We start from the raw sequence: 21,609 nt of genomic DNA on the forward strand, positions 1-21,609 counted from the left end.
CAAGGGGTCACACCCGGGGCAGTGACTCCACCCCGATGCCGCCCTCGATCGCCAGGATCCGGTGCAGCCGGGTGGCCACCAGCAGGCGCTGCAGCTGCGGCGGTACCTCGCGCAGCACCAGGCGTCGGCCGCAGCGGCCGGCCCTGCGGTGGGCCCCCATGATCACCCCGAGTCCGGTGGCGTCCCAGGAGTCGAGCTCGGACAGATCCAGCACCAGATCGCCGACTCCGTCGTCGACGGCCGTGTGCAGGACCGTACGGGCGTCCGCCGCGCTGCGGACGTCGAGGCGGCCCCCGACGACCAGCTCGGCGTGGTCGCCCCTGATGAACATATGCGCTCCCCGTGGTGCGTCTCGTGCTCCGCGAATGTGATGTCCGGTGATGCAACGTCTGACTGAGTTGGACGGTCAGAGGTTGCCGTCTGTAAGCGAACCGATACCGAATTCACCCCTGGGAGTGATACCTCAGGGGTCTGTGCGGTTTCAGTGCTTGTAGAAGCCCTGCCCGCTCTTGCGCCCGATGTCACCGGCGTCAACCATCCGGCGCATCAGCTCGGGCGGGGCGAACTTCTCGTCCTGGGTCTCGGTGTAGATGTTGCTCGTGGCGTGCAGCAGGATGTCGACGCCGGTGAGGTCGGCGGTGGCGAGCGGGCCCATGGCGTGGCCGAAGCCCAGCTTGCAGGCGAGGTCGATGTCCTCGGCGGTGGCGACGCCCGACTCGTAGAGCTTGGTCGCCTCGACGACGAGGGCGGAGATGAGCCGGGTGGTCACGAAGCCGGCGACGTCCCGGTTGACGACGATGCAGGTCTTGCCGACGGACTCGGCGAACTCCCGGGCGGTGGCGAGGGTTTCGTCGCTGGTCTTGTAGCCGCGGACGAGCTCGACGAGCTGCATCATCGGCACCGGCGAGAAGAAGTGCACCCCGACGACCCGCTCGGGACGCTCGGTGGCCGCCGCGATCTTGGTGATCGGGATGGCGGAGGTGTTGGAGGCGAGCACGGCGTCTTCGCGCACGATCTTGTCCAGGGCACGGAAGATCTCGTGCTTGACCTCGAGCTTCTCGAAGACGGCCTCGACGACGATGTCGGCGTCCGCGGCGGCGTCCAGGTCGGTGGTGGCGGTGATCCGGCCGAGGGCGGCGTCGGCGTCGTGCGCCTCCAGCTTGCCCTTGCTCACGAACTTGTCGTACGAGGCCTTGATGCCGTCGGTGCCACGCTTGAGTGCCTCGTCGGTGACGTCCCGCAGGACGACGTCCCAGCCCGCCTGAGCAGAGACCTGGGCGATCCCGGAACCCATCAAGCCGGCGCCGATGACGGCAAGCTTCCGTGCCACTGTGCGACTCCCCTTTGAACGCCTTACACGCTGTTGACATCTGCCTCTTCGGCGGACCTTAGCGGGCGTGAGGTGCTGTGTGGCCGGTTAGTAATGCGCGTCACGTCTCATCTGACGGACATCACACCGGCACGGCTCATCCGTGGTCTCGTACGGCGTAGTTGAGCACGTTCTCGCTCAACAGCTCCTCGATGTCGTCGAGAAGCGTCAGCACCTCTCGTGACACTTCGTCCGGATTGCGCCCGGCGACCATCTCACGCCCCACGTGCACGAACACCTCCGAGTGGACCCAGCAGATCTGACCGGCGATCAGCCCCGGCAGCGGGTCCGCGCCGGCGGCACCGGTCGCCTCCCGGAGGGTGGCTTCGAGGTGGTCGTGGATCTCCTGCTGGAGACTCCACAGCCGGGAGCGGAGCGGCGGTGCCTCGTGGATGCAGCGCATGAAACGGTCGTAGCCCGCCATGAGGCCGATCCGGGGCGAGACCGCCTCCGCCTCCGCGCGCAGCTCGCGCAGCACGGCCCGCGCGGCCGACTCCCCCACGTCCCGGGCGCGCACCCAGCGCGAGAGCTGTTCGACGACGCCGGAGGAACGGTCGAAGAAAAGGTCCTCCTTCGCCGGGAAGTAGTTGTAGACGGTGTTCACGGAGACATCGGCGGCCTCCGCCACCTCCGCGATGGTCACGGTCACGAACCCGTGCTCCAGGAACAGCCCGGTGGCGATGTCCGAGATCCGCTGTCTCGTCTCGCGCTTCTTCCGCTCCCTGAGCCCTTCAGCCATGGTCCACATCCTAGCTTCGCTGGGCTCTCTGAAACTTTGGGGTCATTGCAAAATTTAAGAGACTCTGTTTTTCTGTGGCCATGACCGTCATCAGTACGGCGGGCCTGGCCCGTACCTTTCAGACGAAACTCGGCCCGGTGGAGGCCGTGCACGGCATCGACCTGAGAGTCCGCGAGGGCGAGATCCTCGGCTTCCTCGGCCCGAACGGCGCCGGGAAGACCACCACCCTGCGGATGCTCACGACCCTGTTGAAACCCACCGGCGGCGCCGCCACCGTCGCCGGCCACGACCTCACCACCGACCCCGCCGGGGTGCGGAGAGCCTGCGGCTATGTGGCCCAGTCGGGAGGGGTCGACCCGCAGATCACCGTGCGGGAGGAACTGGTCACCCAGGGCCGCCTCTACCGCCTGACGAAGTCCCGGGCGGCCGAACGGGCCGAGGAACTGGCCCGGGATCTGGACCTGACCGGGCTGCTCGACCGCAAGTGCGGGGCGCTGTCGGGCGGTCAGCGCCGGCGCCTGGACATCGCGATGGCCCTCACCCATCGCCCGAAGGTGCTCTTCCTCGACGAACCCACCACCGGACTCGACCCCGGCAGCCGGGCCGACCTGTGGGACCTGGTCCGCCGGCTGCGCGACGAGCACGGCACGACGGTGTTCCTGACCACCCACTACCTGGACGAGGCCGACGCCCTCGCCGACCGTCTGGTCGTCGTCGACAAGGGCGTGGTCGTCGCGGAGGGCACGCCGACCGCGCTCAAGCTGGAGTACGGCGGCTCGATCGACGCCTCGCTCCAGGACACCTTCCTCGCCATCACCGGCCGCAGCGCCACACCGGCCGACGCCGCCCCCGTAGCCGTATAGGAATCCCCCGACGATGCTTCTCCACGACACCGCGCTGATCTACGGCCGCTATCTCCGTCAGTCGCTGCGCTCCCGCTTCGCCCTGCTCTTCGGCGTGCTGATGCCGCTGCTCTATCTCCTCTTCTTCGGCCCGCTGCTCACCGATCTCCCGCTGGGCGGGGCGGGCAGCTCCTGGCAAATGCTCGTGCCCGGCCTGCTGCTTCAACTCGGCCTGTTCGGAGCCTCGTTCGCGGGGTTCGCGATCATCGTCGAGAAGAGCCAGGGGGTGGTGGAGCGGATGCGGGTGACGCCGGTCAGCCGGCTGGCGCTACTGCTCGGGCGGGTGCTGCGCGACGCCACCGTCTTCGTCCTCCAGGCGGTGCTGCTCGTGCTGGCCGCGCTGGCGATGGGGCTGCGGGCCCCGCTGGCCGGCATCCTGATCGGCTTCGCTTTCGTCGCGCTGCTGACGGTGTCGCTGGCCTCGCTGTCGTACGCGCTGGCCATGAAGCTGCACACCCCGGGCGAGTTCGGTCCGGCGGTCAACGCCCTGACGATGCCGATGATGCTGCTGTCCGGCCTGATGCTCCCGATGACCCTCGGCCCGGCCTGGCTGGACGTCCTCTCGCACTTCGTGCCGTTCCGCTATCTGGTGGACGCGGTCAGGGACGCCTACGTCGGCTCGTACGCCTCGGCGCACATGGCGTACGGCGTGCTGGTCGCCCTCGCCCTCACGGCACTCGCGGTGACGGTGGGCACACGCGTGTTCCGAACGGCCGGGGCGTAACTACGCTGACCTCATGGTCAATCTGACGCGCATCTACACCAGGACCGGCGACCAGGGCACCACCGCCCTCGGTGACATGAGCCGGGTCGCCAAGACCGATCTGCGGATCTCGGCGTACGCCGACGCCAACGAGGCGAACGCGGTGATCGGCACGGCGATCGCGCTGGGCGGACTCGACGAGGAGATCGTCAAGGTCCTCACCCGGGTGCAGAACGACCTGTTCGACGTGGGCGCGGACCTGTCGACGCCGGTCGTGGAGAACCCGGAGTTCCCGCCGCTCAGGGTCGAGCAGTTCTACGTCGACAAGCTGGAGGCGGACTGCGACCGCTTCAACGAGCGGCTGGAGAAGCTCCGGTCCTTCATCCTGCCCGGCGGCACTCCGGGTGCGGCCCTGCTGCACCAGGCGTGCACGGTCGTACGTCGCGCCGAGCGCTCCACGTGGGCCGCGCTGGAGGTCCACGGCGAGGTGATGAACCCGCTGACCGCGACCTACCTGAACCGGTTGTCGGACCTGCTGTTCATCCTTGCCCGCTCGGCCAACAAGGACGTCGGGGACGTGCTCTGGGTCCCGGGCGGGGAGCGTTAACGCTCCCGCTTGGGAAACAGGGTGTAGCTCCCGGCGATGATCACGTTGATGCCGATCAGCCACACCATGCGCTGCTGCCAGGCCCGTAGCGAGTCGGTCCCGCCGTCGCCGCCGACGTACCAGATCGCCCCCTGGAGCAGCGTCATGGCGACGACCGCGGCGAGGATCCAGCGGCCCGCGACCTTCCACTCGTGGACGGCGCGGGCCGTGCCGTACTTCGGCGGCCGTACCGGCGGCGGGCCGCCCGCGAAGCGGTGGGCGAAGCGGGCGTCGGCCCAGCGGATCGTGGAGTGGCCGAGGCCCACGGTGAAGCCGATGTAGACGGCGGCCAGGCCGTGCTTCCAGTCGGGCTCGGCGCCGCCGCGCAGATCGACCGCGGTGACGGTGAACAGCACGAGCTCGAGCAGCGGCTCGCACAGCAGCAGGGCCAGCCCCGCCCGCGGCATCCCGAGGACGTACCGGAAGGCCAGTCCCGCGGCCAGCAGCACCCAGAACGCCACCTCGCAGGCGACGATCAGTCCGACGATCACGGCTCGCTCCCTTCGGTCACCCTTCCAGGCTCCCGGTGCGCGCAGCCGCTTTCGTCGTCGCCGCTGACGAAGTCGCCGTACATCGAAAGATGCAGTCCAGGACCGTCCCCGGGGATCAGGCGGGCGCCGCGCGGGCCGTGTTTCATGGGGACATGGCCGTTCGACTCCCCCGACCGCACCGCTTCGACGTGTACATCGCGGCCGGCGGGCTGCTCGGCGGGCTGCTGCTCGTCCTCGCGGGTCTCGGCACCCGGCGGTCCGACGACCCGATCACCCTCTTCGACGGCCCCTGGCCGGTGCTGGTACCGCTCACCGTGCTGGCCGGCTGCGAGCTGCTGCGCCGCACGGCACCCCGCACGGCCCTGCTCACCGGCACGGTCGCGATCTGCGCGGACCTGGTGACCCAGGGCAGCCTCGCGTCGGTGCTGATGTTCACCGACCTGGTCTACGCGGCCGTCCTGTACGGCCCGCTCGCCTCGGCCCGGCGCATCCAGTGGATCACCGGTCTGCTCACGGTGGCGGGGACGCTGGTGCCGTTCGCGGTGTGGCGGGTACCGGAGGCGCTGCTGATCGGCGTGGTCGTCGGTGTCGTGGCGTACGCGCCCGCCGCCACCGGCTGGATCGTCCGCAACCATCGCGACGCCGCCGAGGCCGCGCGCCTGCGTGCCGAACAGACCGCCCTGCTCGCCGAGATGGACCGCACCCAGGCTGTCGTCGCCGAACGCGCCCGGATGGCACGGGAGTTGCACGACATGGTCGCCAACCATCTGTCGGCGATCGCCATCCACTCCACCGCCGCGTTGTCGCTGGACGATCCGGAGACGTCCCGGCAGGCCCTCGGCGTCATCCGCGAGAACAGCGTCAAGGGACTCGAGGAGATGCGCCGGCTGATCGGCATCCTGCGGGAGGGCGACGGCGCGCCCAGCGCGGTACCCACCCTCGACGGACTCGCCGTCCTGGTCGACGACGCCCACGCCAACGGCCTCGACGTCACGCTGGAGGCCGAGCACGGCACGACCCTGCCCGCCCCCGTCGAGCTCGCCGCCTACCGAATCGTCCAGGAATCCCTCACCAACGCCCTCAAGCACGCCTGCCCCGGCCGGGTCACCGTGCTTCTGCGCCAGGCGGACGGCTCCCTCGCCATCGCCGTGACCAGCCCGTACGGCGACCGCGACGGGCCGAGCGCGCCCGGTTCCGGCGCCGGTCTGGTGGGTATGCGGGAGCGGGCGGCGCTGCTCGGCGGCACCTTCGAGTCCGGCCCCGAGAGCTCGGCGAACGGCAAGATCTGGGCCGTACGCGCCGCCCTGCCCGTCGCCGACGTCACTGAAGGAGATCCCGCATGATCCGCGTGCTCGTCGCCGAGGACCAGTCCGCCGTCCGCGCCGGACTGGTCCTCATCCTGCGCAGCTCGCCCGACATCGAGGTGGTCGGCGAGGCCGCGGACGGCGAACAGGCGGTCGCGCTGACCCGGGAACTGCGGCCCGACCTGGTGCTGATGGACGTGCAGATGCCGCGTCTGGACGGGGTGTCGGCGACCCGGAAGGTCACGGAGGAGGGGCTCGCGGACGTCCTCGTGCTGACCACCTTCGACCTCGACGAGTATGTGTTCGGGGCGCTCAGGGCCGGGGCGGCCGGGTTCCTGCTGAAGAACACGGAGGCGAGGGATCTCGTGGAGGCGGTCCGTACGGTGGCGCGCGGCGAGGGGATCGTCGCTCCGGCCGTCACCCGACGGCTGATCTCCGAGTTCGCCGCCAGGCCGGTACGGCAGCCGAGCGCCGACCCTGCGGTCCTGGACACCCTCACGCGCCGGGAGCGCGAGGTGCTGTCCTGCCTGGGCGAGGGACTGTCCAACGCGGACATCGCGGCCCGTCTCGACATGGCGGAGGCGACGGTGAAGACGCACGTCAGCCGACTGCTGGGGAAGCTGGAGCTGCGCAGCCGCGTGCAAGCCGCGGTGCTGGCGCAGGAGTTGGGTGTCTGAGCGATCGCATACTGAGTGGTCCAGACCTATTGACCCGTGGTCCAGACCTTTCTATTCTCGCCGCACCGTGGGCGTGAAGGCTCAGTCGCGCCCCCAAGACCCCTCAAGGAGGCGCCGCATGCGCTTCAGACACAGAGTGGCGGCAGGGATAGCGACCCTGGTGCTCCCCTTCGCCGGCCTCGTCGGCCTCGCGAGCCCCGCCCAGGCCGCGACATCCGCGACCGCCACCTACGCCAAGCCGCAGGACTGGGGCACCGGGTTCGAAGGCAAGTGGACCGTCAAGAACACCGGCGACACCGCCCTCAGCTCATGGACCGTCGAGTGGGACTTCCCCTCCGGCACATCCGTCACCTCCGCCTGGGACGCCGACGTCACCTCCTCCGGCACCCACTGGACCGCCAAGAACAAGTCCTGGAACGGCACCCTCGCCCCCGGCGCCTCCGTCTCCTTCGGCTTCAACGGCTCCGGGTCCGGCTCCCCCGCCAACTGCAAGCTCAACGGCGGCAGTTGTGACGGCGGCACCACGACCCCCGGCGACAGCGCGCCGAGCGCCCCCGGCACTCCCACCGCCTCGGACATCACCGACACCTCGGTGAAGCTCTCCTGGAGCGCCGCCACCGACGACAAGGGCATCAAGAACTACGACGTCCTGCGCGACGGCACCAAGGTCGCCACCGTGACGACGACGTCGTACACCAACACCGGCCTGACCGCCGGCACCGACTACTCCTACAGCGTCCAGGCCCGCGACACCGCCGACCAGACCGGCCCGGTCAGCGGCGCCCGCGCGGTGCGCACCACCGGCGGCACCACCGAGCCGCCGCCCACCGGTGACAAGGTCAAGCTCGGCTACTTCACCGAGTGGGGCGTCTACGGCCGCAACTACCACGTCAAGAACCTGGTCAGCTCCGGCTCCGCGTCGAAGATCACGCACATCAACTACGCGTTCGGCAACGTCAAGAACGGTCAGTGCACCGTCGACGACACCTACGCCGCCTACGACAAGGCCTACACCGCCGACCAGTCCGTCAGCGGCACCGCCGACACCTGGGACCAGCCGCTGCGCGGCAACTTCAACCAGCTGCGCCAGCTGAAGGCCAAGTACCCGCACATCAAGGTGCTGTACTCCTTCGGCGGCTGGACCTACTCCGGCGGCTTCGCCCAGGCCGCGGCCAACCCGGCCGCTTTCGCCAAGTCCTGCAAGGCGGTCGTCGAGGACCCGCGCTGGGCCGATGTCTTCGACGGCATCGACATCGACTGGGAGTACCCGAACGCCTGCGGACTGACCTGTGACACCTCGGGCGCTGCGGCCTTCAAGAACCTGATGCAGGCCCTGCGCACCGAGTTCGGCCCGTCCTACCTGGTCACCGCGGCCATCACGGCCGACGGCTCCTCCGGCGGCAAGATCGACGCAGCCGACTACGGCGGCGCCTCGGCCTCCGTCGACTGGTACAACGTGATGACGTACGACTACTTCGGCGCCTTCAACGCGAAGGGCCCGACCGCTCCGCACTCACCGCTGACCTCGTACTCCGGCATCCCGCAGGCGGGCTTCAACTCCGCCGACGCGATCGCCAAGCTGAAGTCGAAGGGCGTGGCCTCGAAGAAGCTGCTGCTCGGCATCGGCTTCTACGGCCGCGGCTGGACCGGTGTCACCCAGGCCGCCCCCGGCGGCACGGCGACCGGCGCGGCCCCGGGCACCTACGAGGCGGGCATCGAGGACTACAAGATCCTCAAGACGTCCTGCCCGGCCACCGGCACCATCGCGGGCACGGCGTACGCCTACTGCGGCAACAACTGGTGGTCGTACGACACCCCGGCCACCATCGGCACCAAGATGACCTGGGCCAAGAACCAGGGCCTGGGCGGGGCGTTCTTCTGGGAGTTCAGCGGCGACACCGGCAACGGTGAGCTGGTGAGCGCCATCAACAGCGGGCTGTCGTAAGCGGGGTTACGACCGTCAGTAGGACCTAGGCGACATTGACGCGCTGACCGGGCGGGGCTGCTTCCAGCCACGCGAGGAAACCGGTCAGCGCGTCTTCGCTCATGGCGAGTTCCAGCCGCGTGCCCCGGTGCAGACAGGTCAGGATGATGGCATCGGAGAGCAGTGCCAGCTCCTCCTCGCCCTCCGGCAGCCGACGCCCGGCGACCTCGATCGCGGCGCGCTCCAGGACACGGCGCGGGCGGTAGGCGTAGGAGAAGACGCGGTACCACTCGATGCGGTCGCCGTTGTAGCGGGCGACACCGTAGCTCCAGCCCTTGCCGTTGGTGTCGGGTTTCTCCGGGACGTCCCAGCGCAGCGAACAGTCGAAGGTGCCGCCGGAGCGCTGGATGAGTCTGCGACGAAGGCCGAAGACGAACAGTCCCAGCACTACAAGTGCCACGACGATTCCGCACACAGTCAGAGCGAGGGCCATCGACACCGACCTCCTCGTCTACTCGGTAACGGAATGGAAAAAACATCCACATTTGCCTCAGCCGCGACCAGGACCGGATTGCTCCGGTCCCAGCCGCGGCTGAGTGACGTCATAGGCGTGACGCGCCGACTAACGCGTCGCCGCCGCACGGATCCGTACGTCCGCGCGACGCTCGGCGGCGGCGTCACCCTCCGCCTTCGCGCGCTCCAGCTCGCGTTCCGCGCGCTGGAGGTCGATCTCGTCCGACAGCTCGGCGATCTCGGCCAGCAGCGACAGCTTGTTGTCCGCGAACGAGATGAAACCGCCGTGCACCGCGGCGACGACCGTTCCACCATCACTCGTACGGATGGTCACCGGGCCCGACTCCAGCACACCGAGCAGCGGCTGGTGACCGGGCATGACGCCGATGTCGCCGGACGTGGTACGCGCGACGACCAGGGTGGCCTCGCCGGACCAGACCTCTCGGTCGGCCGCGACCAGCGCGACGTGCAGCTCAGCAGCCAAGGTGGCTCCTCGGGTCACCACCCGGCGGTTCGGCCGGGTGTTGGTTACAAGTCTAGTAGGCGTGAAAGAGGGGGCGGGACGTGCCCCGCCCCCTCAGTCGAACTCAGAGCTTAAGGACTCTTCAGGTCCGAGTTCAGGAGACGCCGAGCTCCTTGGCGTTGGCCTTGAGGTCCTCAATGCCACCGCAGAGGAAGAACGCCTGCTCCGGGAAGTGGTCGTACTCGCCGTCGATGATCGCGTTGAAGGCCCTGATCGACTCCTCCAGCGGCACGTCCGACCCGTCGACGCCGGTGAACTGCTTGGCGACGTGGGTGTTCTGGGACAGGAAGCGCTCCACGCGACGGGCGCGGTGGACGACGAGCTTGTCCTCTTCGCCCAGCTCGTCGATACCGAGGATCGCGATGATGTCCTGGAGGTCCTTGTACTTCTGCAGGACACCCTTGACACGCATGGCCGTGTTGTAGTGGTCCGCCGCGATGTAGCGGGGGTCCAGGATGCGGGACGTGGAGTCCAGCGGGTCCACGGCCGGGTAGATGCCCTTCTCGGAGATCGGACGGGAGAGCACCGTCGTCGCGTCGAGGTGGGCGAAGGTGGTGGCCGGGGCCGGGTCGGTCAGGTCGTCCGCGGGGACGTAGATCGCCTGCATCGAGGTGATCGAGTGACCACGGGTCGAGGTGATGCGCTCCTGGAGGAGACCCATCTCGTCGGCCAGGTTCGGCTGGTATCCCACCGCGGAGGGCATCCGGCCGAGCAGGGTCGAGACCTCGGAACCGGCCTGCGTGAAGCGGAAGATGTTGTCGATGAAGAACAGCACGTCCTGCTTCTGCACATCGCGGAAGTACTCCGCCATGGTCAGACCCGCGAGAGCCACGCGCAGACGGGTGCCCGGGGGCTCGTCCATCTGACCGAAGACCAGGGCGGTCTTGTCGATGACGCCCGACTCCGCCATCTCCTCGATGAGGTCGTTGCCCTCACGCGTGCGCTCACCGACACCGGCGAACACGGAGACACCGTCGTGGTTGTTGGCGACGCGGTAGATCATCTCCTGGATGAGCACCGTCTTGCCGACGCCGGCACCACCGAACAGGCCGATCTTTCCACCCTTGACGTACGGGGTGAGAAGGTCGATGACCTTGACGCCGGTCTCGAACATCTCGGTCTTCGACTCGAGCTCGTCGAAGTTCGGGGCCTTGCGGTGGATGCCCCAGCGCTCACCGTCGTACTGCTCGTCGGTGTTCAGTACCTCACCGAGGGTGTTGAACACCTTGCCCTTGGTGAAGTCGCCGACCGGCACGCTGATGGAGGCGCCCGTGTCGGTGACCGCGGCCTGGCGGACCAGACCGTCGGTGGGCTGCATGGAGATGGTGCGGACCAGGCCGTCACCCAGGTGCTGGGCGACCTCCAGGGTCAGCGTCTTCTTGGCGCCGTCGAGGGCCGGGTCGGCCACCTCGACGTGCAGAGCGTTGTAGATCTCCGGCATCGCGTCGACGGGGAATTCCACGTCGACGACCGGGCCGATGACCCGGGCGACGCGGCCCGTGGCAGCGGCCGTCTCAACTGTCGTCGTCATTACCTGTCACTCCCCGCGGTCGCGTCGGCCAGGGCTGCGGAGCCACCGACGATCTCGCTGATTTCCTGGGTGATTTCGGCCTGGCGGGCCGCGTTGGCAAGACGGGAGAGAGTGGTGATCAGCTCTCCCGCGTTGTCGGTGGCCGACTTCATCGCGCGCCGCGTGGCGGCGTGCTTCGAAGCGGCCGACTGGAGCAGCGCGTTGTAGATACGGCTCTCCACGTAGCGCGGCAGAAGGGCGTCGAGGACGTCCTCCGCCGAGGGCTCGAAGTCGTACAGCGGAAGGATCTCGCCCTTGGGCGTGGCCTCCGCGGCGACCTCTTCGAGGCTGAGCGGCAGCAGACGGTCGTCGAGCGCCGTCTGCGTCATCATCGAGACGAACTCGGTGAAGACGATGTGGAGTTCATCCACGCCGCCCTCGGCCGTGTCCTTCTCGATGGCCTCGATCAGCGGACCCGCGACCTTCTTCGCGTCCGCGTACGTGGGCTCGTCGGTGAAGCCCGACCACGACTCCGCGACCTTGCGCTCGCGGAAGTTGTAGTGAGCCAGACCGCGGCGGCCGACGATGTACGTGTCGACCTCCTTGCCCTCGGCCTCGAGACGCTCGGTGAGCCTCTCCGCCACCTTGATGGCGTTGGCGTTGAAGGCGCCGGCGAGACCACGGTCGCTCGTGAGGAGCAGCACCGCGGACCGCACGACCGTCTCGGCCTGCGTGGTCAGCGGGTGCTTGGTGTTCGAGCCGGTTCCGACCGCCGTGACCGCTCGGGTGAGCTCGGTCGCGTACGGCGTGGAGGCCGCCACCTTGCGCTGCGCCTTGACGACACGCGAGGCGGCGATCATCTCCATCGCCTTCGTGATCTTCTTGGTCGCGGTGACGGATCGGATACGACGCTTGTAGACCCGGAGCTGGGCTCCCATGAGTCAGGTCCCTTCCGTCGTCACTTGGCCGCGGCGGCCGGCGCGTCTTCGCCGAGAAGCTTGCCGTCCGAGGTCTCGAACTGCTTCTTGAAGTCCGCGATGCCGTCGGCGATGGCGGTGAGCGTGTCGTCCGACATCTTGCCGCCCTCCTTGATGGAGGTCATGAGGCCCTGCTCCTTGCGGTGCAGGTACTCGAGAAGCTCCTTCTCGAAGCGGCGGATGTCGTTGACCGGGACGTCGTCCATCTTGCCGGTGGTACCGGCCCACACGGAGACGACCTGGTCCTCGGTCGGCATCGGCTGGTACTGAGCCTGCTTGAGCAGCTCGACCAGTCGCTGACCGCGCTCCAGCTGCGACTTCGACGCGGCGTCCAGGTCGGAACCGAAGGCGGCGAACGCCTCCAGCTCGCGGTACTGGGCGAGGTCGAGGCGCAGACGGCCCGAGACCTGCTTCATCGCCTTGTGCTGCGCGGAACCACCGACTCGGGAGACGGAGATACCGACGTTCAGCGCGGGGCGCTGACCGGCGTTGAACAGGTCCGACTCCAGGAAGCACTGGCCGTCGGTGATGGAGATGACGTTGGTCGGAATGAACGCCGACACGTCGTTCGCCTTGGTCTCGACGATCGGCAGACCCGTCATCGAACCGGCGCCCAGGTCGTCGGAGAGCTTCGCGCAGCGCTCCAGCAGACGGGAGTGCAGGTAGAAGACGTCACCCGGGTAGGCCTCACGGCCCGGCGGGCGCCGCAGCAGCAGGGACACGGCGCGGTAGGCGTCGGCCTGCTTCGAGAGGTCGTCGAAGATGATGAGGACGTGCTTGCCCTCGTACATCCACTGCTGACCGATGGCCGAACCGGTGTACGGCGCCAGGTACTTGAAGCCGGCCGGGTCGGACGCCGGGGCGGCGACGATGGTCGTGTACTCCAGCGCGCCGGCCTCGTCGAGGGCGCCACGCACGGAGGCGATGGTCGAGCCCTTCTGGCCGATGGCGACGTAGACGCAGCGGACCTGCTTCTTCGGGTCGCCGGAGCGCCAGTTGTCACGCTGGTTGATGATCGTGTCGACAGCCAGGGCGGTCTTGCCGGTCTGACGGTCACCGATGATCAGCTGACGCTGGCCACGGCCGATCGGGGTCATCGCGTCGACGGCCTTGTAGCCGGTCTCCATCGGCTCGTGCACCGACTTACGGGCCATGACGCCCGGAGCCTGCAGCTCAAGGGCGCGACGACCGCTGGTCTCGATCTCGCCGAGGCCGTCGATCGGGTTGCCGAGCGGGTCGACGACGCGGCCGAGGTAACCCTCGCCCACCGCGACGGACAGGACCTCGCCGGTGCGGGTGACCGGCTGGCCCTCCTCGACGCCGCTGAACTCGCCGAGGATGACGGTACCGATCTCGCGCTCTTCCAGGTTGAGCGCGAGTCCGAGGGTGCCGTCCTCGAACTTCAGCAGTTCGTTGGCCATGGCCGAGGGAAGACCCTCGACCTTCGCGATGCCGTCGCCGGCAAGGGTGACCGTACCGACCTCCTCGCGCGAGGCCGCGTCCGGCTTGTACGACTGGACGAAGTTCTCCAGCGCGTCCCGGATCTCCTCCGGCCGGATCGTGAGCTCCGCCATCTGGGTTCCCTGCTCTCCTTGTTGGGCCCGAAGTTTCAACTTGGGGGTCTGGGGGCGACCCCCAGGAATCCTCTGCACGGCCCAACCGGGCCGTCTGTACGTACTGCTTATGAAGTTGCTGCTCAGCCCGCCAGGCGGCGGCCGGCGTCCTCGATACGGTCCGCGAGGGAGCCGTTGATGACCTCGTCGCCGACCTGCACCCGGATCCCGCCGAGGACCTCGGGGTCCACGTCGATGTTGAGGTGCATCGTGTGGCCGTAGAGCTTCGCGAGGGCGGCGCCCAGGCGCTGCTTCTGCGTGTCGCTCAGCGGCACCGCCGAGGTGACGACGGCCACCAGCCGGTCCCGGCGCTCGGCGGCGAGCTTGGACAGGGACTCCAGTCCCGACTCCAGGCTACGTCCCCGCGGCGCGGTGACGAGACGCGTCACCAGACGCTCGGTGGTCGCGTGGGCACGGCCGCCGAGCAGAGTGCGCAGCAGCTCGCTCTTGGCCGACGCCGTCGCGGCGCGGTCGGTCAGCGCGGCGCGCAGCTCGGTGTTCGAAGAGACGATCCGGCCGAACCGGAACAGTTCGTCCTCGACGTCGTCGAGCGCGCCCGTCTGCTGCGCGGCGGTGAGGTCGGCGATGTTCGCCAGATCCTCCAGGGCGTCCGCGAGGTCACGCGACTGCGACCAGCGGGAGCGCACCATGCCGGACACCAGATCGGCGGCCTCGCCGCCCACCTGGCCACCGAGGAGGCGCCGGGCCAGTTCGGCCTTGCCCTCGCCGGCCTGCGCCGGGTCGGTGAGGACCCGACGCAGCGACACCTCGCGGTCGAGCAGCGTGGTGACGGCGGCCAGCTCCCCGGCGAGCGTGCCGACGTCCACGGACGTGTTGTCCGTCAGCGCGTCGAGACGCTCACGTGCGGCTGCCAGGGCCTCGCGGCTCGCTCCGTTCATCGCGCGGCCTCGGCCTTCTCCTCGAGCTCGTCGAGGAAGCGGTCGATCACGCGGCTCTGCCGGGCGTGGTCCTCGAGGGACTCACCGACGAGCTTGCCGGCCAGGTCGGTGGCGAGCTTGCCGACGTCCTGGCGCAGCGCGGAGGACGCGGCCTTGCGGTCGGCCTCGAGCTGCGCGTGACCGGCGGCGACGATCTCCTCGCGCTGCCGCTGGCCTTCCGCGCGCATCTCGGCGATGAGCGTGGCGCCCTGCTCCTGCGCCTCCTGGCGCAGACGCGCGGCCTCGTGCCGGGCCTCGGCGAGCTGAGCCTTGTACTGCTCAAGGACGCTCTGGGCCTCGACCTGAGCGGCCTCTGCCTTCTCGATTCCACCTTCGATCGCCTCGCGGCGCTCTTCCAGAACCTTGTTGATGTTCGGAAGCAGCTTCTTCCAGAAGAAGAAGAACACGATGGCGAAGGCGATCGTGCCGACGAGCAGCTCGGGGCCCGGAGGAATGAGCGGGTTCTGCTCTTCCTCGGCCGCCAGCTGTACCCAATTGGCGATCACATCAGTGCCTTTCGTAGAAAGGTTGGCTCGTCAGGGTTCGATCATCCGTAGACGAACGGCATGACGATGCCGATGAGGGCAAGCGCCTCACAGAAGGCGAAGCCGAGGATCTGGTTGGCACGGATCAGACCGGCAGCCTCGGGCTGACGGGCGAGGGCCTGGGTGCCGTTACCGAAGATGATGCCGACGCCGACGCCGGGGCCGATGGCGGCAAGGCCGTAACCGATGGAACCGATGTTGCCTTCGACAGCGGCGAGGGTCTCAAGGGCAGCCATGCTGATTCTTCCTTCTCTTTCATGGACCGGCGGGGGTTGACCACCGGACGTTCTGGGGGCTTGGGAGCGATACGACTCAGTGGTGCTCGGCCATCGCGCCCTGGAGGTACGAGCAGGCCAGCAGCACGAAGACGTACGCCTGGACGGCCTGCACGAAAAGCTCGAAGAGGATCATGACCATCGTCATGACGAACGAGACGCCGGCAGCCGGGATCATCCAGCTGTTCAGCAGGTACCACGAGGCGACCGTGAACATGACCAGCATCAGGTGGCCGGCGAACATGTTGGCGAAGAGTCGGACCGCGTGTGTGAACGGTCGGACCAGCAGGTTCGAGAAGAACTCGATGACCATCACGAGCGGCAGAACCGGACCCAGCGACTTGTCGTAGCCGGTGACGTTCTTGAAGAAGCCGACGAAGCCGTGACGCTTGAACGTCACCGAGACCCACATGATCCAGACGATGGCGGCCAGCACCATCGGGAAAGCGATGATCGACGACACCGGGAACTGGGCCAGCGGGATCACGGACCAGATGTTCATGATCCAGATGAAGAAGAACAGCGAGACCATGAACGGGACGTACTTCTCGCCCTCGCGCTTGCCGAGCGTCTCGTAGACGATGCCGCGGCGCACGAAGTCGTAGCCGGCCTCGCCGACCATCTGGAGCTTGCCCGGTACCACCTTGGCCTTGCCGAAGGCGGCCCAGAAGAAGCTGATGACCAGAAGCGTGGTGATGAGCGCGAGCAGCATCACCTTGTTGAACTCGAACCCGCCGACCGTAGCGATCGGCTTGAACAGGAACGAGTGCAGGCCCGGAGCCGGGAAGCCACACCCGTTGTCGGACATGATCCGACAACTCCAGTCAAAGGCGAGCTGGGTCTGGTCAGCACTCACCACGGGCTCCTTCGGCGTGACGCATGGGTACGGCTACCTCGTTGTGTCGGCGCGGCGCGCAGCCGCGGATCGGCACTGGACTGGTGTTACGGATGTGAGAGCGGCTGGGGGGCATCTCGCCTCGCGATTGAGCAGGCGTCAGCTCAGATGCCCGCGCCCGCGATGCCGCAGTTGGCACCGGACGATAGCAGGGTCTCCCGAGCGCCCTTATCCCCGCCCTACCTCTCACGACGAGTGCCCTGTCTTTTCGGGCTTGTCACCCGAATCAGGTTCGACGTAGAGGATCTTGGCCTTCATGTGGGCGCGCGTCTGCGCGGCGATCCACACGAGCGTGCCGGCGAGGAGCGTGATCGCGAAGGCACGGGGGTTGAACAAGGTGGTGTCCTTGAACATGGACAGGAAGATGAACAGCAGCAGGATCTGCGCCGCGTACAGCATCAGCCCCATCATCTGGAACAGATGCGGAAGCGTTTTGGCAGTGCGCTGCAGGACGTAGAACCCGAGCCCCATGAACAGAATCACGAGCAGTGTCGCGACTGCAGCCCCGATCGCTCCCTTGCCGCCGGCGACCACTCCACTGACGACGACAGCAACAGCTCCGGCGGCGACTGTGGGCACAGCAGCCTGGAGCAGGGTCCGGACGTCGTTGGACGGCATGGCGGCAACTCCGCTTTCACGGTGGGGGAAGGGGTGTCGTCATGGACGAGCGTAGTCCCGGGCCGAGGGTGGACCTCACACCAACGGACCGTCGCACTACGGTCCTTCGGCTCTACCCGGGGTTCTCGTGAACCGTATCACAAACTATTTGATGAGGTCTTTACCTGGCTGGTGTGCTCGGTGTCACACATGAGAGTGAGAGTGCGCGTCTGTGCAAAAACGCCGCCCGTTTGTCTGGTATTGGGGCGCTTTGCACCCCCAACCCACTCCCACGACTTGGCAATGCTCTCGTCAGATTCTTACCTTGCCGCCTCAGCGCGACGTTCCGGCTTTCCGTCTGTCCAGGAAGCGCGAACGAGCGCCAAGGGCGGTCGCCCCGTTGACGCCGGAGACCCCGACGGCGACCGGAGTGCGCTCTTCGTCCTCCTCCGACTCCACTGCCGCGGCGGCCGGTTCGGCGACCGGCGCGGATTCCGCAACGGCCCTGCGACGGCGGTAGCGCGGCGGCAGGAAGGCCTGCGCCCACCTCGGGGCACGCGGCGTGAAGCGCGGCAGCAGCAGGAGCAGCAGGCCGATCGCGGAGAGGAACACCACGCTCAGGACGATCCACATGGACGCGGAGTTCACGGAGTAAGCGAGCGCGCCGAACGCGATCAGCGCCGACCAGAAGTACATGATCAGCACCGCGCGGCTGTGCGAGTGCCCGATCTCCAGGAGCCGGTGGTGCAGATGCCCGCGGTCGGCGGCGAACGGCGACTGACCGCGCCAGGTGCGGCGCACGATCGCCAGGATCAGGTCGGCCGCCGGGATCGCGATGATGGTCAGCGGCAGCAGCAGCGGGATGTACACCGGCACCGTCTGGTGCACGGCCGCCTTCTCGGACCCGGCGAACAGCTTCAACGCGTCGGGGTCGACCTGACCGGTGATGGAGATCGCGCCCGCGGCCAGCACCAGACCGATCAGCATCGAGCCGGAGTCGCCCATGAAGATCCGCGCGGGATGCATGTTGTGCGGCAGGAAGCCCAGGCACATGCCCATCAGGATCGCCGAGAACAGCGTGGCCGGGGCGGCGGCCTCGATGCCGTACGACACCCAGACGCGGTAGGCGTAGAGGAAGAACGCCGCCGACGCGATGCACACCATGCCCGCCGCGAGGCCGTCGAGGCCGTCGACGAAGTTGACCGCGTTGATGGTGATGACGACGAGCGCCACCGTCAGCAGGGTGCCCTGCCACTGGGTCAGCGCGACATTGCCCACCGTCGGGATCGGCAGCCACAGGATCGTCAGACCCTGCATGACCATGACGCCGGCGGCGATCATCTGGCCGCCCAGCTTGATCAGGGCGTCGATCTCGAACTTGTCGTCCAGGACGCCGATCAGCCAGATCAGCGCGGCGCCGCTGAGCAGCGCTCTGGGCTCGTTCGACTTGTCGAAGACCTGGCTGAGGTTGGTGAGGTGGTCGGCCACCAGCAGGCCCGCGCACAGGCCGAAGAACATGGCGATACCGCCGAGCCGCGGAGTCGGTTCCCGGTGCACGTCACGGGCCCTGATCTCCGGCATCGCCCCGGCCACGATCGCGAACTTACGTACCGGCCCTGTCAGCAGATACGTCACCGCGGCCGTGATGCAGAGCGTCAGCAGGTATTCACGCACGGGCTTCCCCACAGGTCTCGCTGGCCATCTCAGCCCCACACCCTAGCGATGGACGCATATGGATGGGGACTTTCGGGTAGCGACGATGGTTGCACGAGTGGCTGTGCACCTCGGAACGCGTACCCCCGCTCAGGCCGGATACGGCGGAAATCCCCCGACCAGATCCCGGACTTCTTCACGTGCCTTCTGCGTCTCGGCCTCACCTCTGAGCACGCCCGCGAGCAGTACGGCGATCCGCGCCATCTGCGCCTCCCCCATGCCCTGGGTGGTCACGGCCGCCGTTCCCAGGCGCAGGCCGCGGGCGTCCGCGTGCGGCAGCGCACAGCAGTCGAGCACCATGCCGGCCGCCATGAGCCGGCCCTTCGCGGTCCGTCCGTCGACGCCGAGCGGTGCCGGATCGACGGTCACCAGATGGGTGTCGGTCCCGCCCGTGGTGACGACGAGCCCCTCGGCGGCCAGCCCCGCCGCGAGAACCCTCGCATTGGCGACCACCTGATGGGCGTACGCCGCGAAGGCCGGTGTTGCCGCCTCGCCGAACGCGACGGCCTTGGCGGCGATGGTGTGCATCTGCGCGCCGCCCTGCGTGAACGGGAAGACGGCCCGGTCGACCCGCTCGGCCAGATCGGCGCCGCACAGGATCATGCCGCCGCGGGGTCCGCGCAGCACCTTGTGCGTGGTGGCGCAGACGACGTCGGCGTACGGCACCGGACTGGGCGCCGCTCCCCCGGCGACGAGCCCGATGGGGTGGGCGGCGTCGGCGATGAGATACGCCCCGACCTCGTCGGCGACCTCGCGGAAGAAGGCGTGGTCGATGTGCCGGGGGTAGGCGATGGAGCCGCACACGATGGCCTTGGGCCGGTGCTGACGGGCGAGCGTGCGGACCTGGTCGTAGTCGATGAGCCCGGTCTCCGCGTCGACGCCGTAGGGCACGAAGTCGAACCAGCGGCCGGAGAAGTTGGCGGGCGAACCGTGGGTGAGGTGACCGCCGTAGGGCAGGCCGAGGGCGAGGACGGTGTCGCCGGGGCGCAGGAGTGCGGCGTAGGCGGCCAGCACGGCCGACGACCCCGAATGGGCCTGCACGTTGGCGTGTTCGGCGCCGAAGAGGGCCTTGGCGCGGTCCACGGCGATCCGCTCGGCGACGTCGACGATCTCGCAGCCGCCGTGGTGCCGGGCACCGGGGTATCCCTCGGCGTACTTGTTCGCCAGCGGCGACCCCATCGCGGCCAGCACGGCCGGCGAGCTGAAGTTCTCGGCGGCGATCAGCTGCAACGACGTCGACTGGCGCGCGAGCTCACCGAGCAGGATCTCGGCCAGCTCGGGATCCTGCCGCCGCAGGATGTCGGCGGTCTCGGGGGCATGGGTGACCGACATGGTGGACTCCGGGGCGTCGACGGTGACGTACGTCCAATGTAGGCCCGGGACCGGTGAGGTGCTCGGTCGTCACGTCCTGGCAGCTACTCCGGTGAGCGCAGTGACCACAGGATCCACCGCCTGATGTATCTCGTCCCCGATCGACCGGAAGAACGGGAGCGGGGCGCCGTACGGGTCGTACACCTCGTCCGCCTCTGCCGTCGGGGCCAGGAGCCACCCGCGTAGAGCCGCCGCGGCACGGACCAGGGCGCGGGCGCGGGCCACCACGCCGTCCTCCAGGGGAGGCAGCGTGGTCGGGTCTATCGCGCGGACCAGGCGGGTGAACTCCTTCAGGGTGAAGGTGCGCAGACCCGCCGAGTGGCCCATCGAGATGACCTGCTGACGGTGGTCGCGGGTGGCGGTGAGGACCAGGTCGGCCATGATGACGTGCTCGTCGAGGAGTTCGCGGCCCGTGAAGCCGGTCGCGTCCGCGCCGAAGTCGGCCAGCACGGTCTCCGCGTTGGCCTCCATGGGCGCGCCCTCATGGCCCCAGGTCCCCGCGCTCTCCACGACGAGCCCGCCCCACAGCGGGTCGCCGAGCCGGTCCGCCAGGGCATGCCGGGTCAGCCGCTCGGTGATCGGCGAGCGGCACACGTTGCCGGTGCTGACGTGGAGGATGCGGAAGGTGTCACGCGGGAGCCCTGTGAAGGTCCGCGTCTCCTCCGGGTCCCATATGCCACGCCCCGCGTCAGGGGCCGTCAATTCGCCACCTCGAGGTCGGGTACGACCTTCCTGAGCTCCTCCGCGGAGATCGCGCCCGCACGCAGCAGCAGCGGCACCTCGCGGGTGACGTCGACGATCGAGGAGGGGACGATGCCCGGGGTCGGACCGCCGTCGAGGTACACGGAGACCGAGTCGCCGAGCATCTCCTGGGCCGCGTCGCAGTCCTCCGGCGCCGGGTGGCCCGTCAGGTTCGCCGAGGACACCGCCATCGGGCCGACCTCGGTCAGCAGCTCGATGGCCACGGGGTGCAGCGGCATACGGACGGCGACCGTGCCCCTCGTGTCCCCCAGGTCCCACTGGAGCGACGGCTGGTGCTTGGCGACGAGCGTCAGCGCGCCCGGCCAGAACGCGTCGACGAGCTCCCAGGCCAGCTCGGAGAAGTCCGTGACGAGGCCGTGCAGGGTGTTCGGGGAGCCGATGAGGACGGGCGTGGGCATGTTGCGGCCCCGGCCCTTGGCCTCCAGCAGGTCGTGCACCGCTTCCGAGGAGAACGCGTCGGCACCGATGCCGTACACCGTGTCGGTCGGGAGGACCACGAGCTCGCCACGGCGGACGGCGGACGCGGCTTCGCGCAGACCGGTCGAGCGGTCGGTCGCGTCGTTGGTGTCGTATCGCCGTGCCATTTAGCGGGCCTCCTCGTACACGTACTGCTCTGAAGACT

At 68.5% G+C, this 21,609-nt stretch carries 24 protein-coding genes; 6 read left to right on the top strand and 18 right to left on the bottom strand.

Features of this window, described 5'->3' with window-relative positions:
• Positions 1-7: 7 nt before the first annotated feature.
• The 3 genes from QF037_RS16005 to QF037_RS16015 all read right to left on the bottom strand — a co-directional run bounded on the left by QF037_RS16005 (position 8) and on the right by QF037_RS16015 (position 2,108).
• Positions 8-331 carry an STAS domain-containing protein gene (locus QF037_RS16005; RefSeq protein WP_307025787.1) on the bottom strand — a complete coding sequence of 108 codons (324 nt, stop codon included), beginning with the start codon at positions 329-331 and terminating at the stop codon, positions 8-10.
• A 150-nt stretch (positions 332-481) separates the two neighbouring features.
• Complete coding sequence (locus QF037_RS16010; RefSeq protein WP_307025789.1) at positions 482-1,330, bottom strand: 3-hydroxyacyl-CoA dehydrogenase family protein; 849 nt, start codon at positions 1,328-1,330, stop codon at positions 482-484.
• Positions 1,331-1,466: 136 nt separating this feature from the next.
• The gene (locus QF037_RS16015) at positions 1,467-2,108 is read right to left on the bottom strand and encodes a TetR/AcrR family transcriptional regulator (protein ID WP_307025791.1); all 642 of its coding nucleotides are present in this window, start codon (positions 2,106-2,108) and stop codon (positions 1,467-1,469) included.
• An 80-nt stretch (positions 2,109-2,188) separates the two neighbouring features.
• Here QF037_RS16015 and QF037_RS16020 point away from each other — a divergent pair, with 80 nt between their 5' ends.
• Genes QF037_RS16020 through QF037_RS16030 form a run of 3 tightly spaced genes read left to right on the top strand, consistent with a single transcriptional unit; the run spans position 2,189 to position 4,320 of the window.
• Entirely contained in the window at positions 2,189-2,971 is a 783-nt protein-coding gene (locus QF037_RS16020) for an ABC transporter ATP-binding protein (RefSeq protein ID WP_307025794.1), read from the top strand.
• A 13-nt stretch (positions 2,972-2,984) separates the two neighbouring features.
• Positions 2,985-3,734 carry an ABC transporter permease gene (locus QF037_RS16025; RefSeq protein WP_307025795.1) on the top strand — a complete coding sequence of 250 codons (750 nt, stop codon included), beginning with the start codon at positions 2,985-2,987 and terminating at the stop codon, positions 3,732-3,734.
• A 13-nt stretch (positions 3,735-3,747) separates the two neighbouring features.
• Positions 3,748-4,320: a cob(I)yrinic acid a,c-diamide adenosyltransferase gene (locus tag QF037_RS16030; RefSeq protein ID WP_307025797.1), complete on the top strand. Its 573-nt coding sequence runs from the start codon at positions 3,748-3,750 to the stop codon at positions 4,318-4,320.
• On the opposite strand, the gene QF037_RS16035 is transcribed toward QF037_RS16030, so the two are convergent.
• Positions 4,317-4,850, bottom strand: a complete 534-nt coding sequence (locus tag QF037_RS16035; protein ID WP_307025799.1) for a hypothetical protein — start codon at positions 4,848-4,850, stop codon at positions 4,317-4,319. The genes QF037_RS16030 and QF037_RS16035 overlap by 4 nt on opposite strands.
• 152 nt (positions 4,851-5,002) lie before the next feature.
• Between QF037_RS16035 and QF037_RS16040 the strand changes: the two genes are divergently transcribed.
• From QF037_RS16040 to QF037_RS16050, 3 genes are all read left to right on the top strand, one after another.
• On the top strand, positions 5,003-6,193 hold the full coding sequence (locus QF037_RS16040; RefSeq protein WP_307025800.1) for a sensor histidine kinase: 1,191 nt from the start codon (positions 5,003-5,005) through the stop codon (positions 6,191-6,193).
• On the top strand, positions 6,190-6,831 hold the full coding sequence (locus QF037_RS16045; RefSeq protein WP_307025802.1) for a response regulator: 642 nt from the start codon (positions 6,190-6,192) through the stop codon (positions 6,829-6,831). Before QF037_RS16040 ends, QF037_RS16045 begins: the two co-directional genes overlap by 4 nt.
• 118 nt (positions 6,832-6,949) lie before the next feature.
• Positions 6,950-8,776 carry a glycoside hydrolase family 18 chitinase gene (locus QF037_RS16050; RefSeq protein ID WP_307025804.1) on the top strand — a complete coding sequence of 609 codons (1,827 nt, stop codon included), beginning with the start codon at positions 6,950-6,952 and terminating at the stop codon, positions 8,774-8,776.
• A 25-nt stretch (positions 8,777-8,801) separates the two neighbouring features.
• Here the strand turns inward: QF037_RS16050 and QF037_RS16055 are convergent, their stop codons facing one another.
• The 14 genes from QF037_RS16055 to QF037_RS16120 form a co-directional block, all read right to left on the bottom strand.
• Entirely contained in the window at positions 8,802-9,248 is a 447-nt protein-coding gene (locus tag QF037_RS16055; RefSeq protein WP_307025806.1) for a DUF2550 domain-containing protein, read from the bottom strand.
• Between the two features lie 129 nt (positions 9,249-9,377).
• On the bottom strand, positions 9,378-9,752 hold the full coding sequence (locus QF037_RS16060; RefSeq protein WP_307025808.1) for a F0F1 ATP synthase subunit epsilon: 375 nt from the start codon (positions 9,750-9,752) through the stop codon (positions 9,378-9,380).
• A 133-nt stretch (positions 9,753-9,885) separates the two neighbouring features.
• On the bottom strand, positions 9,886-11,322 hold the full coding sequence (gene atpD / locus QF037_RS16065) for a F0F1 ATP synthase subunit beta (RefSeq protein ID WP_307025810.1): 1,437 nt from the start codon (positions 11,320-11,322) through the stop codon (positions 9,886-9,888).
• Positions 11,322-12,239, bottom strand: a complete 918-nt coding sequence (locus QF037_RS16070) for a F0F1 ATP synthase subunit gamma (RefSeq protein WP_307025812.1) — start codon at positions 12,237-12,239, stop codon at positions 11,322-11,324. The genes atpD and QF037_RS16070 overlap by 1 nt, the downstream gene beginning before the upstream one ends.
• 20 nt (positions 12,240-12,259) lie before the next feature.
• Positions 12,260-13,852, bottom strand: a complete 1,593-nt coding sequence (gene atpA, locus QF037_RS16075) for a F0F1 ATP synthase subunit alpha (protein WP_307025814.1) — start codon at positions 13,850-13,852, stop codon at positions 12,260-12,262.
• Between the two features lie 122 nt (positions 13,853-13,974).
• Positions 13,975-14,790 (bottom strand): F0F1 ATP synthase subunit delta, encoded by an 816-nt coding sequence (locus tag QF037_RS16080; RefSeq protein WP_307025815.1) that lies wholly within the window; start codon positions 14,788-14,790, stop codon positions 13,975-13,977.
• A complete protein-coding gene (locus QF037_RS16085) occupies positions 14,787-15,335 on the bottom strand; it encodes a F0F1 ATP synthase subunit B (RefSeq protein WP_307025816.1) in 549 nt (182 codons plus the stop codon). The genes QF037_RS16080 and QF037_RS16085 overlap by 4 nt, the downstream gene beginning before the upstream one ends.
• Positions 15,336-15,376: 41 nt before the next feature.
• The gene (gene atpE / locus QF037_RS16090; protein WP_031485821.1) at positions 15,377-15,610 is read right to left on the bottom strand and encodes an ATP synthase F0 subunit C; all 234 of its coding nucleotides are present in this window, start codon (positions 15,608-15,610) and stop codon (positions 15,377-15,379) included.
• 76 nt (positions 15,611-15,686) lie between these two features.
• Positions 15,687-16,457 (bottom strand): F0F1 ATP synthase subunit A, encoded by a 771-nt coding sequence (gene atpB, locus QF037_RS16095; protein WP_307037192.1) that lies wholly within the window; start codon positions 16,455-16,457, stop codon positions 15,687-15,689.
• A 273-nt stretch (positions 16,458-16,730) separates the two neighbouring features.
• Positions 16,731-17,162 (bottom strand): hypothetical protein, encoded by a 432-nt coding sequence (locus tag QF037_RS16100; RefSeq protein WP_307025820.1) that lies wholly within the window; start codon positions 17,160-17,162, stop codon positions 16,731-16,733.
• 312 nt (positions 17,163-17,474) lie between these two features.
• Entirely contained in the window at positions 17,475-18,815 is a 1,341-nt protein-coding gene (locus tag QF037_RS16105) for an MraY family glycosyltransferase (RefSeq protein WP_307025822.1), read from the bottom strand.
• 129 nt (positions 18,816-18,944) lie between these two features.
• Positions 18,945-20,186 carry a serine hydroxymethyltransferase gene (glyA, locus tag QF037_RS16110; RefSeq protein WP_307025824.1) on the bottom strand — a complete coding sequence of 414 codons (1,242 nt, stop codon included), beginning with the start codon at positions 20,184-20,186 and terminating at the stop codon, positions 18,945-18,947.
• Positions 20,187-20,255: 69 nt separating this feature from the next.
• The gene (locus QF037_RS16115; protein ID WP_046262517.1) at positions 20,256-20,927 is read right to left on the bottom strand and encodes an arsenate reductase/protein-tyrosine-phosphatase family protein; all 672 of its coding nucleotides are present in this window, start codon (positions 20,925-20,927) and stop codon (positions 20,256-20,258) included.
• A complete protein-coding gene (locus tag QF037_RS16120) occupies positions 20,924-21,571 on the bottom strand; it encodes an L-threonylcarbamoyladenylate synthase (RefSeq protein ID WP_307025827.1) in 648 nt (215 codons plus the stop codon). The genes QF037_RS16115 and QF037_RS16120 overlap by 4 nt, the downstream gene beginning before the upstream one ends.
• Positions 21,572-21,609: the final 38 nt, after the last annotated feature.

Source organism: Streptomyces canus, from assembly GCF_030815415.1.
In the GTDB taxonomy this organism is placed as follows: domain Bacteria; phylum Actinomycetota; class Actinomycetes; order Streptomycetales; family Streptomycetaceae; genus Streptomyces; species Streptomyces canus_F.